The following is a 16,719-nucleotide window of genomic DNA, read 5'->3' as shown; positions in this document are numbered from 1 at the left end:
TCACCAGTGTACTATTCAAATAATAGAATTGGTTTATTGAGACATTAATTATAAACAAGATGGGAAAAAAATATTTGTTGGCATTAAGCCTTTTAGCGGGTGTTGCTTTTATTGTAAATGCAAAGCCGTTTACTGAAGATGTTGGTGGGTTAAACAGTAGTAAGGTAAAAAGGTTTAAATCTCAAAATATTTCAGATTCACTTATCGTTTCGAGCATTAAAGAACTTGCTAGTGTTGCCGCTAATTCTAATCAGAAGGTGAAAATGCTTCCTGGAGTTTATAAAATGGAAGATTATTTAACCCAAAAAGTAATAAATAATACAACAGCCGATGTGATAAACAGAGCAGCTATGATTACTTTCAGCGGAAACAATAATACTTATGATTTTACAGGGGTAACCATAGAGGTGAATACAAAATTGTTAAATGTTTTCGGGAAATATGTGATCGAATTTTATGTTACAGGAAATAAAAATTCACTAAATGGTTTAACTATTACAGATATTGGAGATAAGTTCCCTGCCAAAGGAGGAAATTCTTTTACAGTAGAAGGTACAGATGTGAAAATAGAAAATGTAACCTTAAATGTAAAAGGTTCTTATCCTTATGGTTATGGCGATTTACTTGGAAAAGGTGGAGGGAGCATAAGTAGCTTAAAAAAACACAGTGGAATGTTAATTAGCGGTACTAATGTTCTTATTGATAGGTGTACGGTAATATCTAAATCTTTTGGGCATTTATTTTTTGTACAAGGTGGTAGAAATGTGCTTTTTAAAGATTGTTATGCCGAAGCCTTTACAAGAACTACTGATGAAATGCTTGCCGAAAAATCGGGTCCTGCTTTTGACTTAAATTTTGAATCGGTATATAAAAACTACGAAGGAAAAAATGCAATTACACCCGGTTATACAAAATCATTAAGCGAATGTGGTTTCCGTACCTATGGCGGAGGTGGGGTTAATAAACGAAGTACTGGAGCAGTAAGTGCAATTAGTTGTAAGGCCAAGAATACACGTATTGGCTTTGCTTTTACAAAAGTTGAAGAAGAAATGGTAATTAAAGATTCTGAGGCAACTGGATGCGAATCTGGCTTTAATATTACTGGAGTAAATGTAGAGAATAGCAGGGGAGATGCAGTTAATGGGCCATTGCTTTACATTAATGATGGCGCAACATCTAAAGCAGAGCTTTATTTAATTCCCAACGTAGCCATTACAAAACTGCATGCAGTTGCTTGTATTGCTGGCGATAATCATGTAATAACCATTAGAAACTGGGAAAACAAACCACAAAAGCAAAGTTATCCAATTATTTTGGGTGCTACCAGATCATCTGGGTCTAATCCTTTTTCACCAATAGGAAGTGGAGCGTCAACTCATCTTGTTTTAAATAATTATACAGGATTACCGGTAGAAATTAGACCTAAGGTAAATTCAAGTAGCATTAAAACAAACGGAGCGATAATTGGGAACAGTGCTGGAAATACAATTATAAAGATCAAATAAATAGTTTGTTAAATAACACGATTTTGGCGAGCGACCAGTTAATTATGCTGATGTTTTTATAGATGAATCAGAAAGAAATAGGGCCGATCTGCAAATATAAATTTGCCACATTCCTTTAAATTTTATAGGTGATATAAATTGTACTGTTGCTATAAAAGAAATGCATTCCATCAACAAAAAGAAAACAAACTTATTCATTTTGCTAAATCAATTTATTTTTTCTACCTTCAACTTAAAATAACCAAATAATTACCAATAACCAATGATGAAATATAATTGGTTATAATTAATACATCATGAGCAACAAATTATTTAAACTCTTTTCTATCTGTTTTTTATTTTTAAGTACAAACTTGTTTTCTCAAACCATAGATACCAAAACTAATGGTGAAAAATTTGAGCCTCTTTGGAGCAAAGGTGTAGGGGCGGGTAGGGCAAACGAAGGTTTGAGAGCTGGATGGTTAGACCAACTACAAACGGTAAAAACCAATTGTGGTTTTGAGTATGTGCGTTTTCACGGCTTATTTCACGATGATATGTTTCCATATTTTGAGAAAAATGATGGTAAAGCTGTTTATAATTGGCAATATATTGATGAGCTTTTTGATAGGATGCTGGATATGGGTGTAAAACCTTTTGTGGAGTTGGCTTTCTTTCCAACAGGAATTGCCAGAACTGATAGTAAAACTCAGTTTTGGTGGAAAGCCAATATTTCTCCCGATACCAGTAAATTTAATAAATGGCACGATTTAGTAAAAGCATTTACACAACACATTACTGAGCGTTATGGAGAAAAAGAAATTTTAACATGGTATTTTGAAGTTTGGAACGAACCAAATTTAAGTATTGGTTTTTTTGATGGAGACAAAAGTGCTTATTTCAGATTATACAAGGAATCAGCTTTGGCTGTAAAATCGGTTAATAAAAACTATAAAATTGGAGGGCCAGCTACCAGTAACTTTATTGCTGATAACCGCTATGAAGGTGAGCGTTACGATAATAAAAAATCAATTTTTTGGAACAAGGATCTCATCAATACCAAAGAGTGGAAATCGCCATGGATGGAAGAATTTTTGGCTTATTGCACAAAAGAGAAATTACCTGTCGATTTCGTTTCTACCCACCCATACCCAACAGATTACGCATTTGATGTAGAAACAGGGAGAGGCAAAGGAGCTGCCCGTTATGTAAACTCTACTAACGACGATTTGAAGTGGTTAAAGAAAACGGTTGCCAATAGCAATTATCCTAATGCAGAAATCCATTTAACTGAATGGAGCACTAGCCCTAGCAGTCGCGATCATATTCATGATGTTTTACCTGCTGCTGCTTTTATTATCAAAGCAAATTTAGACTGCATTGGTTTAGCCAACTCTTTAATGTACTGGACATTTACTGATATTTTTGAAGAAAAAGGTGGAGGAGAAAATATTTTTCATGGCGGTTTTGGGATGATAAATTTTCAAGGCATTGTAAAACCTTCTTATCACGCTTACCGAATGTTACATCAATTAGGTGATGAAAAATTATCCTATACTAATAATTTATTTGTAAGCAGAAATAGCCAAACACAAAAGATTACCGCCTTAGCTTATAATTATCCAAAGGAATTTGAAAGTAAAGTGCCTGAAAGTAGTGATGCAGGCTTATACATGAAAGCATCGTCAAGAGAATTGAATTTTACTTTAAAAAATCTAGAACCCAATGCATTTTTTGAATTGGAGATACTGGATAATAACGATGGAAATGTAATGACTGCCTATAAAGAGATGGGCTCTCCACATTCGCCAACCAGAGCAGAAACACAATTTTTAAAGGACAAAGCCAATCAAACGTTAAAAATAACGGCTAGAGCAAATGCCGATGGAGTGTTGAATATTAAAAGGACATTAACACCTTGGGAATGCGTTTTAATTAGAGAGCTATAAATCAACACAATGAAAGTTATATCTATTTTAAGTCTGCTCACTGTTTTTTTGTTTCAAACTTCATTTTCTCAAAATAAAAATGATGATAAAGAGGTTTTAAGTCAATTTAAATACACGGAAAACATTGTTTACAAAACTGTAAATGGTAAGCAATTAAAACTGACCATCTTTTTTCCTAAGGAAAGGAAATTTAAGAAAACACCGATTATGCTTTATACCCATGGCGGTGGTTGGGCAGGTGGAAATATGTATGCGATACTTAAATCTAATTTCTTAGAAACGCTTAAAATTTTAACCGAAAAAGGCATTGCTTGTGCGACGGTTGAGTATCGTATGTTGCGACCGGGTGTTTCATCGGTTGCCGATTGTGTGATTGATTGCAAAGATGCGGCCAGATTTTTGGTTAAGAATGCCGACAAATATGGTTTCGACATTGAGAAAATGGGGCTTTGGGGCGGCTCTGCCGGTGGACATTTAAGCTTATTGACCGCTTTGGCAAATAATGAAGATTTTTTAGGTGATGAAAGTTTGAAAAGTGTTGTTCCGAAATTTCAATGTATTGCTTCGTATTATCCTTTAACCACATTTTTTGAACCAGAAAAATTATTGAAAGGGTCCAAATTTACAGAGCCTGAATTTTATGAAAGAATGCTAGGAGGGACTTTGGAAGAGAAAAAAGATTACGCTCATTTATTAAGTCCTGTAGAATATGTAACAAAAAAATCTCCACCAATTTTATTACTACATGGAGATAAGGATATAACATTACCGATTATGCAATCAGAATATTTTTTATCAGTTGCCAAAGAAAAAGGTGCAAATGTAGAATTGTTTACAGTTAAAGATGCTGGACATAGTTTTAGCGGAAAACAAATCTCCCCATCAATGTCAGAAATTAATCAAAAGGCCGCGGATTTTATTTTGAAGCATTTAAGTAAATAGGAATCTGCTTAGGTATATGAAATTGTATGAAAAAAATTAGCGTTTTAACAGCTTTCATATTAGCTTGCTTTAATCATGCTTGTGCCCAAAAAAAATATAGGTAAACCCAATATTGTACTGATATTGATTGATGATGAAGGTTATGGCGATGTAGGTACTTATGGAGCAACAGGTTTTAAAACTCCAAATTTGGTTGGGAAGGAGGACAAAGGGTGCCATTTATTATCCAATGGCCGGGTCAAACACCGGAGGGGACAGTTTGTGATAAACTGGCATGTGCCATAGATATATTACCTACGGTAGCAAAAATCATTAATGGGAAACTTTCTGATAATAAGATTGATGGGGTTGATATTACTGATCTTTGGAAAGGGGGATTTTAAGAAAGAGCCTCGAGAAACCATACTTTACTATTTCGGAGTAAACAATTTGAATGGGGTGCGTAAAGGAAATTGGAAATTGGTTTTGCCCCATAAATGGGGATCCTATAACACTCAACCTGGCAACGATGGGGATATGGGAAAGAAAATTTCAATGGCTGTAGAAAAAGCACAGTTATATGATATGTCACGTGACCCTGGGGAACGTTATAATGTGTCTGATACTTATCCTGATAAAGTGAAAGAGCTAATGTTGGTGGTAGACAAGGCCCGTGAAGAAATGGGAGACTTAAATGTAGGTTTTGCTAAGTGTAGCGGTAGCAGAGACAGCGGTAAAGTAAAAAAATAGATACTTAATTTACCGCTTTTTAATTAAATTTGGTAAAAAATGCTTACTGCTCTATCATAGATATAACCTAGTTTTTTGGTGTCCAATGTTTTCCTTATCGCCTACCGGATTGAATAATGTGAATTGCCCGGGTCATATTATAGACCATATTTATCAATGTGATTTTTGCAGTGGCATGGTCTATACCAATGGTCATCACCTTTAATTCATGACCCTGACGGTGCATCCAGGCAAACACATGTTCCAACTGGCCCTTACTTTTGACTTCTCTCTTTTCTGCAGCTTTTGCTCCTGGCTCAGTGGCGTATGGCGGTAAGCTCGTTCATGGATCTCGCTTTTAATTCCCAGTTCCTTCTGAATGGCTTCATGTTTATCGCTCCGGTAGGCAAGTCAGCATATAAAGGTTTTCCCCGATCTTCTTCAGTAAGCAGATTCTGCAGTACCTCACTATCATAGATACTTGCAGAACTGGTCTCAAATCCGGTGATCAGTTTAGAGCCAATATCGACGTTTACATGGTTCTTATGCAAGCGTTCGCTGTTTATTGATTTCTCTTCAAATTTAGACAGCGACGTGAACATATTAAAAATTAAACGGCCCTGGGTGGTAGTGGTATTGATTTGATCCTGAAGGCTAAGAAATTCAATACCTGATGTTTTGAAATCCGATACTAACGTAAGCGGATGTTTCAGGGATCTGGCCAATCGGTCAAGCTTCCATACGACAACTGCGTCCTCTTTTCGTAGATTAGATATCATTTCTAATAATTTTTTGGGGGGGGCTCAAGTGAAGCACTTAATTGTTCTTGATAAATCTTTTCGCAACCCGCTTTTTTTAAGAGCATCGAGCTGTAAGTCTAGATTCTAGTCATGGGTTGAAACTTGGGCATAACCAATCATCATAAGTTTAATAAAACGGTTTATTAGTATATTCATTAAATATACTAATGCTTTATACTTATAGGAAATGCAGATTGTATGAAATTTTGCCTTACTGATGCGTTTTACTTGAAATCAGAGATCTTGGTTATAGTTATATTTTAACGACCGTTTAAGTTACATCTAATAAAGGGATTGGGGAGAAATGCTTAGCGATACATTTCGTCTAAATACTATTGGAACCCCTATATTGGTTCATTTTTATTAATAAAATAATATGTGGAACAAGAATCAATTAAAGATTTGGTTAATTAGTTCTATGATCTTATTAATTAAATTGTCGAAAACAAAATTTGTAGTTTAACCAAAATTAAGTTTGAGTCATAAAATAGCTTAAAATATTTGCCAAAATGGTTTATTTACTATAAATTTATTTTGCTAATTAATACTAACCAAATAATAATATTTTAATTAAGCTTTTTGTTATGATGACAAATCGATTTAGTTTAAAAACATTTGAACCAATTTGAACCAATTATAAATAAAGTTTTATGAAAAAACAATTCATCTTTCATTGTCGTAGTTATGTCCTATTTTTCTTTCTAATGAATCTTTTTGTAGCGGTTTATGCTCAAAAAAATATAACTGGCAAAGTTGTGGATGCATCCACAAACGAGCCCATTATTGGTGCATCTGTAAAAATTAAAAACACACAACAAGGAGCTGTTACTAACGTTAATGGCGTTTTTACAATACCGAATGCTCCAAATAACTCGGTTATTGTAGTGAGTTATTTGGGGTATGTAACACAAGAGGTCTCATCAAACTCTCCACAGCCTTTTACTATAAAACTAGCAGCAGATGCACAAAACTTAAGCGAAGTAGTTGTGGTGGGTTATGGTGAAAGAAAGAAAGAATCTTTAACCGGAGCTATTGAGCAGATTAAGTCTGATGTTTTTGAAGATCGGGCTGTTACAAATGTGGCTTTGGCATTACAAGGTCAAACTCCCGGATTAGTAGTTAGCAGAAGCTCTGCAAGACCAGGTAATGAAGGTATTGCACTACAAATTAGAGGCGCAACTTCTGTTAATGGAGGAAGCCCATTAATTGTAATAGATGGTGCTCCTGCATTTGATACGAATGAGTTTTATCAGATGAACCCTGATGATATCGAATCTATCAGTGTGCTTAAAGATGGTGCCGCTTCTATTTATGGATCTAGGGCAGCGAATGGGGTAATTCTCGTTTCAACTAAAAAAGGAAAAGGAAAATTGAAAGTTGAATATAATACTAATTTTAGACGTAATTCACTTGGTCTTAAACCCCCAATTACTACCTATGAGCAATACGGACAAATGTGGTTAGATGCAGCTAAAGAGGATGGTAATGGTGATTATTGGAATCTGGGTGAAACCGCAATGAGGGCTATCGCTAATGGTCAATCTGGATATTATCAAACCGCTGTTCCTTCATGGGGGAAAAATGGATTGTTGTATATAGGTCCGGCAGATCGTTACGATGAGTTGTATGGAGCCAATACGGGAAACCAACACAGTTTAAGTTTCTCGGGAAGTTCTGCCACAGCAAGATATAGATTATCGATGGGTACGGCTGAATCGGAAGGAGCTCTAAAGACGGCTTATGATGGTATTAAGCAGTATACAGCGCGATTAAATACTGATTTTGATGTTACTGATAAGTTTACCATTGGAGCTAATATCTCCATACAAAAAAATATTTCTTCTAGTCCTTCATCACAATTAGGAGGAAGCCTTGCAGTACAAGATCCTCCTATATTTCCCTCAAAAAATTCACTTGGGCAATGGTATGCTAACTTTGGTACAGGTGGTGGTGGTACCAACTCAATTGCCGGAACAACTGCAGGTGGTAAAGATAATAAAGACGAAAATATTACTAAAATTACTTTAAATGCTAATTATGATTTAGGCTATGGGTTTAGCGTAAACGCCAATGCAACCTATAATTCCATAAATAGCAGGAGAGATTTAACTTTTTTAAATGTTAAAGTATACGATTGGGACGGTACACCTGCAAGCCAAGGTATAAATACTACTTCCAGTATTGAAGCAGAAGCAATTACCAAATCATATCAAACTTATGGTGCTTTTTAAACTATAAATATAGCTTAAGTAAGCATAATATACAGCTTATGGCAGGCTTAACTGCTGAAAAGAATAAATTCGCAGCTCTTTATGCAAAAAGAACTAATATAATAGATGAGGGAGTGTATGATATAAATGTTGCTACTGGAACTCAAACTAATGGTGGAGTGAATAGTAATCATTTAAGAGGTCAAGATCATGATGGACTTTATTCAGGTTTAGCTAGGGTCAATTATGATTATAATGAAAAATATTTATTAGAAGTGGTAGTGAGAAGGGATGGATCTTCTCGATTTGCTCCTGGATTTAAATTTAAAAACTATGGTAGCATATCAGCGGGATGGAATATTTATAAAGAAAGATTTCTTGAAAATTTTAAAGCCCTAAGCAATTTAAAACTAAGAGCAAGTATTGGAACAAGCGGAAATCAGGTGGGTATTGGCAATTACGATTACGTGTCTACCATAACTCAAGGAACAACCGTTTTTGGTGATTTACCAGCATTAAATGCAACATCTTATGTAGATGGAATAACAACCACTTCACGAACTTGGGAAAATGTTGAAATGAAGAATATAGGGGTTGACTTTGCCTTTTTTAATAACAGACTTTCCGGAACATTTGAAAAATACATAAAAAACAATAATGGTATGCTTATAGCAATAACCTATCCAGAAGTGTTAGGCGATACTCCACCAAAAACCAATAGTGGAGACTTAAGAACTCAAGGTTGGGAAGCAATGCTTAGTTGGAAAGATAAAATAGGCAATTTATCTTATAACATTGGTCTAAACATGAGCGATAATACTAACAAACTAGTTAAACTAGCAGGGCCAGCTTCTATTCAAGAAGGATTAATCAATACCGCTGAGGGTTACCCTTTAAACTCATATTTCGCATGGCAAACGGATGGCTTATTCCAAACTCAAGCAGAGGTTGATGCCTATTATGCAAAATACAATGGAGGAGACCTCCTTGCACAGAATGGTGCATCTGGTTTACGTATAGGAGATGTTAAAAAATTAGATTTCGATGGAAATGGTCAAATTAATGATGTTTCAAGTGCTGGTGGTGATGTTAAATTTGTAGGAGATGCACAATTGCATTATGTATTTGGTATTAATTTAGGTGTACAATACAAAGGCTTTGATTTTACTACCTTTTTTCAAGGCGCTTTACAACAAGTAGTATTTAGAGGCGGTTATTTAGATTATCCTTTTGCAAGGCGGTTTTCGAACTTACCTAATAGTTATATTGGTCAAACTTGGACTGCAGAGAGCACTGGAGCTATATATCCAAGATTAACCTCTAATGCAGGTCGCTCAGCTTGGAATTGGAGAAATAATGATATTATACAGCAAAACAATAGATATATCCGTCTTAAAACAATTGTAGTTGGATATACATTGCCGTCTTCTTTTACAAATAAACTAAACATCAATAAAGTTCGAGTTTATTTTTCAGGTAATGACTTATTTGAATTTAGTAGTGTTAAGGATGGATATGATCCTGAATCGGGAAGTGCTCCAACGGAAACTGCGGATATTAGCAGAGCCATCTATCCATTTCAAAGAACAATTGCCTTAGGATTGAATATAGCATTTTAAATATTATGAAAAAGCATTTAATAGTTAATAAAAACTATAAACACATGAAAAAATTAGTGATTTTATTTTGCACATTTTTATTTTCACTGGTAAGCTGTCAGAAAACATTTTTAGACTTAGATGACTTGGATAGTGTAACAGAAGTTGTCTATTTTGATACACCTCAAGATTTCATAGATGCTTCAAACTATTTTTACAGAGGTCTGCATTCCCATCAAACCGTAGACGGTTCAGGATTTGATATGATTTCAGATTTTGGAACTGAGTTAAGTGCATATGTACAAGATTATGGGCAAGGTACCAATACTATTTCTAATGCCGATATTTATTGGAGAAATGGATATAATTACCTTAGAAAAATTAATCTTTTACTAGACAAAGCAAAAGAATATCCTGGTGATCCAGCTGGAATAAAGGAATCGGTGGCTACAGCCAATTTCTTTAGAGCTTATGAATATTTTAAATTACTGCAACGTTTTGGTGGTGTACCTATTGTAACTGAAACAACATATGTCGATTCAGAAATTCTTCTTGCCCAAAGAAATAGTAGATACGAAGTTGTAGCTCAAATTCTTACAGATTTGGATTTAGCGATAGCCAGTTTACCTACAACCGCAACTGGAGCCAATACGGGTAAGATTAGCAAATATGCTGCAATAGCTTTTAAATCACGAGTATTATTATATGAAGGTACCTGGGAAAAATATGTGGGTACTACTACGGATTTTGAGGGGTCTGGAACCGGAAATAATTCAGCAGCTTATATTGCTGAAGCTGTTACAAGTGCTAAATTAGTAATAGATAATGGGGGTTATGAAATTTGGAACAAAAATGCGCAACTCAATAATTTAAGCTATCGTTGGCTATTTGTTTTGGAAGATGCTAAATCAAACCCAGGAGGATTTACCAAAGCTACAAACAAGGAATTTATTATTCAATCTGTGTTCGATTTTGCACTGAAACCAGCTGGTGGTAATTTTGTGCAAATAACATTTGGCAGAAATTCGCCTACTCAAAAAGCATTAGATATGTTTTCGACTTTAGACGGGTTACCAATAAATAAATCGAGTCAATTTCAAGGGTATGTTAAACAATCTGATCAATTTAAAAATAGAGATTATAGAATGGTCTCTGATTTTGGAGAACAAGTACTTGCAAATGGTTCTCAACCAATAACTGCACTTGGAGGAGCTTCATTAACTAATTTGTCGTCACAAAAATTTAAAACTTATAATAATTACAGAGCTACCGGAACTGAAGGTTTTAATTACCCAACCTTAAGATATGCAGAAGTATTGCTAACATTCGCAGAGGCTTTATATGAGAAGGATAATACAATCTCTGACGCAAACTTAAATATTTCAGTTAATCTTGTGAGAGCTAGAGCTGGTATAGCTCCACTAACAAATGCATTAGTAACGGCAAATGGCTTAAACATGTTAGACGAAATTAGAAGAGAACGCACCGTAGAATTGTACATGGAAAATAATAATCACTGGAATGACTTAAAACGATGGGGAACGGCAGAAAAAGAACTTGCTGATGACTTAATTGGATATGTAATTGGTGGCACAGAATATGAAACCAATCCTGCGCTTTTCAATACAACGTTTGCAAAATTTGGATTTAAAAATGATTACCCATCTGGAAAAGGTCCTGTAAAGGCAATGATTATTGATCCTAAAAGTGCTCGACAATTTAGTCGTAAAAATTATTTATGGCCAATACCATCAGGTCAACGTTTATTAAATCCTAATTTAAAGCAAAATCCTGGATGGAATTAAGTCAGTTTAAATTCATATCAACTCTATTATGACTACCTCTTCATAAAATGTTTTGCACATCATTATAATTGTGTAATGTTAATTTTGGCCACCAGTATGAATAAACTGGTGGTTTTTAATAAGATTTACTAAATCATTTTAGTCATCTTTAAGCCTATCCGCTATCGATAAAAATATTAAACCAACTCAAATGTTGTATTACAATTAAACCAATGATAAAAATTAAGACCATATTATTTTGCATATTAGGAGCTACTATTCTAAATAGTTGCAAAACTAGCCAACCTCTAAATAATAAAGAAGCTTTAGATTATTCTGTAGCCCAAGTTAGAAGAAGTGCAGAAAGCCTTACCCAAGCCGATAGTATTCCGCGTAATATTCCTGATGGACAAAAAACGTGGAAAAAAGTTGGGCCATTAGATTGGACAAGTGGTTTTTGGCCAGGTGTGTTGTGGTACGCTTACGAATATACTGGAGATAGCTTTTATAAACAACAAGCAGAGAAATTTACTGCTCCAATAGCTATCATAGCTAAAATAAAAGCGCAAGACCATGATATCGGTTTTCAAATTTATTGCAGCTTTGGAAATGGCTTAAGGCTAACTAGTTATCCGGAATATAAAAAGATACTCTTAGCTGCAGCCGATACTTTAGCAACACTTTATAACCCTAAAGTAGGGACCATATTATCGTGGCCATCTCAAGTTTCTAAATTTAAGCATAGCACCATTATGGACAATATGATGAATCTAGAATTATTATTTTGGGCAGCAAAGAATGGTGGAAGTCAAAAATTGTATGATATAGCTGTTTCTCATGCAACACAGTCTTTGAAACATTTGGTAAGGCCAGATGGAAGCACTTACCATGTTGCATCATTCGACCCTGAAACCGGTGCATATATCAAATCAATAACGCATCAAGGATATGCAGATGAATCTATGTGGGCTCGGGGGCAAACATGGGGAATTTATGGTTTCTCTATTGCTTATCGGGAAACTGGAAAAGAAGAATTTTTAAACACAGCGATTAAAATTTCCGATCGTTTTATTGAAAAATTACCTAAAGACGGAATTCCATATTGGGATTTTGACGATCCAGCCATACCAAATGCACCAAAAGATGCTTCTGCAGCGGCAATTGCTGCCTGTGGTTTATTAGAGCTTTCTGATTTGGTTAAAACTGAAGCATTAAATGAAAAATATAAAAATGCGGCAATCGCCTTAATTCGTAAATTATCAACAGATGAATACTTAGCCAAAGATAAAAATTTAGCCATTTTATTGCATTCTACTGGTCATAAACCCAAAGGAACAGAAATAGATGTGCCTATTATTTATGCTGATTATTATTATTTGGAAGCGTTATTAAAAATTAAAAAACTAGAAGAAAAATCTAAATAAATTAGTGAAACCTAATTTAATTGGATATAAAATATGGGCGTTTCTTAACTGCCGCAGGCAAGTTAGCGGTAAGCTTAAACTAAATTTAATTGCGAATGAACTTTATAATAAAAGAAACCACAGACGACAAAATTGAAATTTATAAATCGAACAAATGGTCTTCTGCTGAAAAGCCCGAACTGCTTTACAAAACTTTATTAAATTCACATTCCTTTGTTAGGGCTTGGCACAATTATAAACTTGTTGAATTAGGAAATGCAATTTCTGACGGACACTTGGTTGTTTATTATCCGCACCTAATTGTTCATCCCGACTTTCAAGGAAAAGGAATTGGCGAACTTATTTTAAAGAAGTTTCAAGATGGCAAAGCCGATGAATTTCAATTTTATGGAGCGGGTGTGCCGGGTAATAAGATTTACGATCTGTTTTTACTTTTTCAAAAAGATATTTTAGATAAACAACCTGATATAGTAGTGTTTTACATCGGGATAAATGATGTTTGGCATAAAGCCTAATTTGGTACAGATGAAGACCGATATATCAAATTTTATTCTTCCATGATAGAAACCTTAGAAAGCAAAGCAGTGAAGGTGATTTTATGCACATCATCCGTAATTGGCGAAAAGAAAAATTTTGTTAATCCACAAGATGGAGATTTGAATAAATACGCACAGATTGTTAGGTATTTGACTTCGAAATATAAATGTGACTTGATTGATTTACGTAAGGCGATGTGGATTATGAGGATAAGAATAATGTAAACGATTTTTAAAAAGGGATTTTAACCAGAGACCGTGTACGCATGAATACTACTGGAAATAAATTTATTGCCGATACGATGTATTCTGTACTTATTAATTAGATGATAGGCTTAAATTCAATTGATTTCCAAACTCTTAAAGGGCATTATTAAATGAAAAAGATATTTCTTGTTCTCACAATATTGATAGGTATAATTTCAGTTACCGTAAATGCGCAAATAAAGGAAGCCAGTCCTGCTAAATCTACCGAAAAACGGATGGAATGGTGGCAAGAAGCAAGGTTTGGGCTTTTTATACATTGGGGTGTTTATTCCCTTTACGGAGGAGAATATCAAGGGCATATAAAAAAAAGGGCGGAGCAGAATGGATTTTAAATCGGTTTAAAATTCCCGTAGCAGAGTATCGTGAGAAAGCTAAAGAGTTTAACCCTGTTAATTACGATCCGGATTATTGGGTAAAACTAGCCAAAGATGCTGGAATGAAATACATTGTAATTACAGCGAAACACCATGATGGTTTTGCCTTGTTTGATAGTAAGGTTACAGATTGGGATATTATGGATGCAACACCTTACGGCAAAGATTTATTGAAACCTTTGGCAGAAGCATGTAGAAAATATGGGATGAAATTAGGTTTTTATTATTCTCAGGATCAAGACTGGACACATCCAGGAGGTAGCGTAGCCAGAAGATTAACTAGAGAAGGGTGGGGAAATCCAGATTCTACAAAAATTGATGCATATACCAAAAGCCATAACGGACATTGGGATCCTATTCAAGATACACAAACATTTGACCAATACATAAATAAAATTGCTGTGCCACAAGTAAAAGAGATTTTGAGTAACTATGGTGATATAGCCGTTTTATGGTGGGATACCCCCGAAAACATGACGGATGAAAATGCACTTAAATTACAGGCATTATTAAAACTCCTGCCAAATATTATCACAAACGACAGGTTGAAACATCCAAATTTCCCCGGAGACACCAGAACACCAGAGCAACAAATTCCTTCTCAACATGAAATGGATGGCAAAAATTGGGAAACCTGTATGACGATGAATGGCACTTGGGGGTATAGCAAAGCCGATACAAATTGGAAATCAACAAAAATATTGTTAAGAAACTTAATTGACATTGCCTCTAAAGGCGGTAATTATCTATTAAATATAGGGCCAAAGCCAGATGGAACGTTCCCAGAAGTAAGTATAGAAAGATTAGAAGAGATTGGTAAATGGATGAAAATTAATAGCGAAGCTATTTATGGCACAAAAGCTAGTCCGGTAGCGATGTTGCCTTGGGGGAGATGTACTGCAAAGCTGGAAAATGGTAACACGGCGCTTTACTTTTCAGTTTTTGATTTTCCTAAAACTGGAAAAGTACTTGTGCCGAAATTGTATAATAGGGTATTGAATGCCAGGTTTTTAAATGGAGATAAAAAACTTAAAGTCATGATTACAAAAGAGGGTTTAATTATAGATTTGCCAGCTTCGTATCAGTTAAATGATATTGCAACCGTAGTTAAAATTATGGTAAAAGGCGATTTGATTAATAAGAACTAAAGCTTCGCACAAGATTTCATGAATAATCTCAAACTGAAAAATGAAGTTTCAAGAGTTTTTTAACTTTATTTTCTTGAATTAAATTAGCCATAAACTGATCCAAATCATCTAATGGAAGTTCTAATATTTCAACAATAAGTTTGACCATTTCCAACAGTAATCCCCATAAGCGCTGATCCAGAGTCGAATCTTTTATTTTCTCTTCTGCTTCCCTGAATACGGCACCTTTAGTTTCATATTCACCGAACCGTTTTCTTAGCGTTAGTAGGATATACTAGATCATGCTGATGGAGATATTGGCAAACTGAACACCAATATCTCCGGCCTGGCTTTTACCGATTTTCAGATACTGTTTGCTTTTTTTTTTAAAATTCTCAATAGACCATCGAACCTGGTAACGTTCCACTGTTTTCAGATAGCCCGCGTTCAGGTCCGTAGACAAAGCAGCTGCCAGTTACCGTTCCTTCCAAATTTAGAGAAGAGCGGTTTTACCGCATTTCCCTTATAAAATAAAGGTACTTCGATATACATAGCACTCAGCTTCCTGCACCTCTTCTGCTCTTTTTTTAACAGCACGATCAACTCTTTGACCATGTATTCTTTCCCTCTGAAGAGGTACCTGGCGTTGCCCATTTTCATCATTCCGATGAGTTTTACCTTGACTGGATGGGCACAGGCCAGCATTTTCTCACAGGTAAACCAGCTGTCCATAAGCAGATAATCAACTTCCAGGCTACCACAGGACTGTTTGATCATACGGATGGCAGTGGTAATCTTATCCTTATCTATCTCTGCGGTACGTTTGCCTGCAGGGCTGTCTGCATTCCTTTGTTTATGATACTGGCCCTGATATTCCATTCTTTTCAATCCATAGGGGCTTGCTTCTCTTTTACCCTTCTCCCGGTGAAGGGAGAAACTTACAGGAAGAAAGCTTTTGCCGTCAAAATAACCCAGTACCAGCATCCTGTACCCCAGCACATAACGCATGGATACATGGTCCCATAAACGGCTGATGTTTTCCATTATGGTACCCGATTTGGTCAACAAGCTGTCATCAATAACAGCATCCGATGTCCTGGAGCAGTAGCCGTTCCTTTGGCTTAACAGATTTTTACAAATCGACCAGCGAATCCAAACAGCAGCTTCTCCCATTTCATGCATCTTTTTCATCCGGTAAAAGCTATCCTTACGGGCGGTGAGCGGTGTACTGCTGCTTTGTAAAAGAGAATGCATATTTGTTTTTCCGGTAAAGGGTACAATTAAAAGCATACCCAGTAAATCGGTAATCTTAAACCCTTTTTTCTTAACCGGATCGAGTGATTTGTATATAGATTTAAATTCAAAGAACGATAACCAGTTTAGCAAACGCAATGTTTTATTTTCCTTAGAATCAAATTGGGTTTTTATTTCAGAAATTCTATTGGTATCTTTGGAGTGCAGCATGTTTTTTTGTTTTGTGACTTTAATATACTCATTTTGAGTGTGTTATTCAAAA

The 16,719-nt window shown here is 35.3% G+C and carries 13 protein-coding genes and 1 pseudogene; 11 read left to right on the top strand and 3 right to left on the bottom strand.

What is annotated here, in order from left to right:
• Window positions 1-59: 59 nt before the first annotated feature.
• From ADIARSV_RS10320 to ADIARSV_RS10305, 5 genes are all read left to right on the top strand, one after another.
• On the top strand, window positions 60-1,505 hold the full coding sequence (locus ADIARSV_RS10320) for a hypothetical protein (RefSeq protein ID WP_016195450.1): 1,446 nt from the start codon (window positions 60-62) through the stop codon (window positions 1,503-1,505).
• 296 nt (window positions 1,506-1,801) lie between these two features.
• Window positions 1,802-3,433, top strand: coding sequence for a GH39 family glycosyl hydrolase (locus ADIARSV_RS10315; protein WP_016195449.1), 1,632 nt, complete (start codon window positions 1,802-1,804; stop codon window positions 3,431-3,433).
• 9 nt (window positions 3,434-3,442) lie between these two features.
• Window positions 3,443-4,375, top strand: a complete 933-nt coding sequence (locus tag ADIARSV_RS10310) for a prolyl oligopeptidase family serine peptidase (RefSeq protein WP_016195448.1) — start codon at window positions 3,443-3,445, stop codon at window positions 4,373-4,375.
• A gap of 75 nt (window positions 4,376-4,450) precedes the next feature.
• Window positions 4,451-4,660, top strand: coding sequence for a hypothetical protein (locus ADIARSV_RS20580; protein ID WP_052016996.1), 210 nt, complete (start codon window positions 4,451-4,453; stop codon window positions 4,658-4,660).
• A gap of 57 nt (window positions 4,661-4,717) precedes the next feature.
• Window positions 4,718-5,104 carry an arylsulfatase gene (locus ADIARSV_RS10305; RefSeq protein ID WP_016195446.1) on the top strand — a complete coding sequence of 129 codons (387 nt, stop codon included), beginning with the start codon at window positions 4,718-4,720 and terminating at the stop codon, window positions 5,102-5,104.
• 296 nt (window positions 5,105-5,400) lie between these two features.
• On the opposite strand, the gene ADIARSV_RS20575 is transcribed toward ADIARSV_RS10305, so the two are convergent.
• Window positions 5,401-5,862, bottom strand: coding sequence for a recombinase family protein (locus ADIARSV_RS20575; protein WP_016195444.1), 462 nt, complete (start codon window positions 5,860-5,862; stop codon window positions 5,401-5,403).
• A 671-nt stretch (window positions 5,863-6,533) separates the two neighbouring features.
• Between ADIARSV_RS20575 and ADIARSV_RS22845 the strand changes: the two genes are divergently transcribed.
• The 6 genes and pseudogenes from ADIARSV_RS22845 to ADIARSV_RS10270 all read left to right on the top strand — a co-directional run bounded on the left by ADIARSV_RS22845 (window position 6,534) and on the right by ADIARSV_RS10270 (window position 15,224).
• Complete coding sequence (locus ADIARSV_RS22845) at window positions 6,534-8,114, top strand: SusC/RagA family TonB-linked outer membrane protein (protein WP_083936559.1); 1,581 nt, start codon at window positions 6,534-6,536, stop codon at window positions 8,112-8,114.
• A gap of 38 nt (window positions 8,115-8,152) precedes the next feature.
• Window positions 8,153-9,712 carry a SusC/RagA family TonB-linked outer membrane protein gene (locus ADIARSV_RS22840; RefSeq protein ID WP_016195442.1) on the top strand — a complete coding sequence of 520 codons (1,560 nt, stop codon included), beginning with the start codon at window positions 8,153-8,155 and terminating at the stop codon, window positions 9,710-9,712.
• A 5-nt stretch (window positions 9,713-9,717) separates the two neighbouring features.
• Complete coding sequence (locus ADIARSV_RS10290) at window positions 9,718-11,496, top strand: RagB/SusD family nutrient uptake outer membrane protein (RefSeq protein WP_016195441.1); 1,779 nt, start codon at window positions 9,718-9,720, stop codon at window positions 11,494-11,496.
• Window positions 11,497-11,708: 212 nt separating this feature from the next.
• Window positions 11,709-12,899: a glycoside hydrolase family 88 protein gene (locus ADIARSV_RS10285; RefSeq protein WP_016195440.1), complete on the top strand. Its 1,191-nt coding sequence runs from the start codon at window positions 11,709-11,711 to the stop codon at window positions 12,897-12,899.
• 95 nt (window positions 12,900-12,994) lie between these two features.
• Window positions 12,995-13,414 (top strand): GNAT family N-acetyltransferase, encoded by a 420-nt coding sequence (locus ADIARSV_RS22145; RefSeq protein ID WP_016195439.1) that lies wholly within the window; start codon window positions 12,995-12,997, stop codon window positions 13,412-13,414.
• Between the two features lie 398 nt (window positions 13,415-13,812).
• Window positions 13,813-15,224 (top strand): annotated as a pseudogene (locus ADIARSV_RS10270) (alpha-L-fucosidase).
• 274 nt (window positions 15,225-15,498) lie between these two features.
• Here ADIARSV_RS10270 and ADIARSV_RS22510 read toward each other — a convergent pair.
• Window positions 15,499-15,666, bottom strand: coding sequence for a hypothetical protein (locus ADIARSV_RS22510; protein ID WP_235048398.1), 168 nt, complete (start codon window positions 15,664-15,666; stop codon window positions 15,499-15,501).
• On the bottom strand, window positions 15,651-16,667 hold the full coding sequence (locus tag ADIARSV_RS10265; protein WP_016195434.1) for a transposase: 1,017 nt from the start codon (window positions 16,665-16,667) through the stop codon (window positions 15,651-15,653). Before ADIARSV_RS10265 ends, ADIARSV_RS22510 begins: the two co-directional genes overlap by 16 nt.
• Window positions 16,668-16,719: the final 52 nt, after the last annotated feature.

It is taken from the genome of Arcticibacter svalbardensis MN12-7 (assembly GCF_000403135.1).
Classification (GTDB): domain Bacteria; phylum Bacteroidota; class Bacteroidia; order Sphingobacteriales; family Sphingobacteriaceae; genus Arcticibacter; species Arcticibacter svalbardensis.
This window is presented reverse-complemented; position numbering and strand designations above follow the sequence as displayed.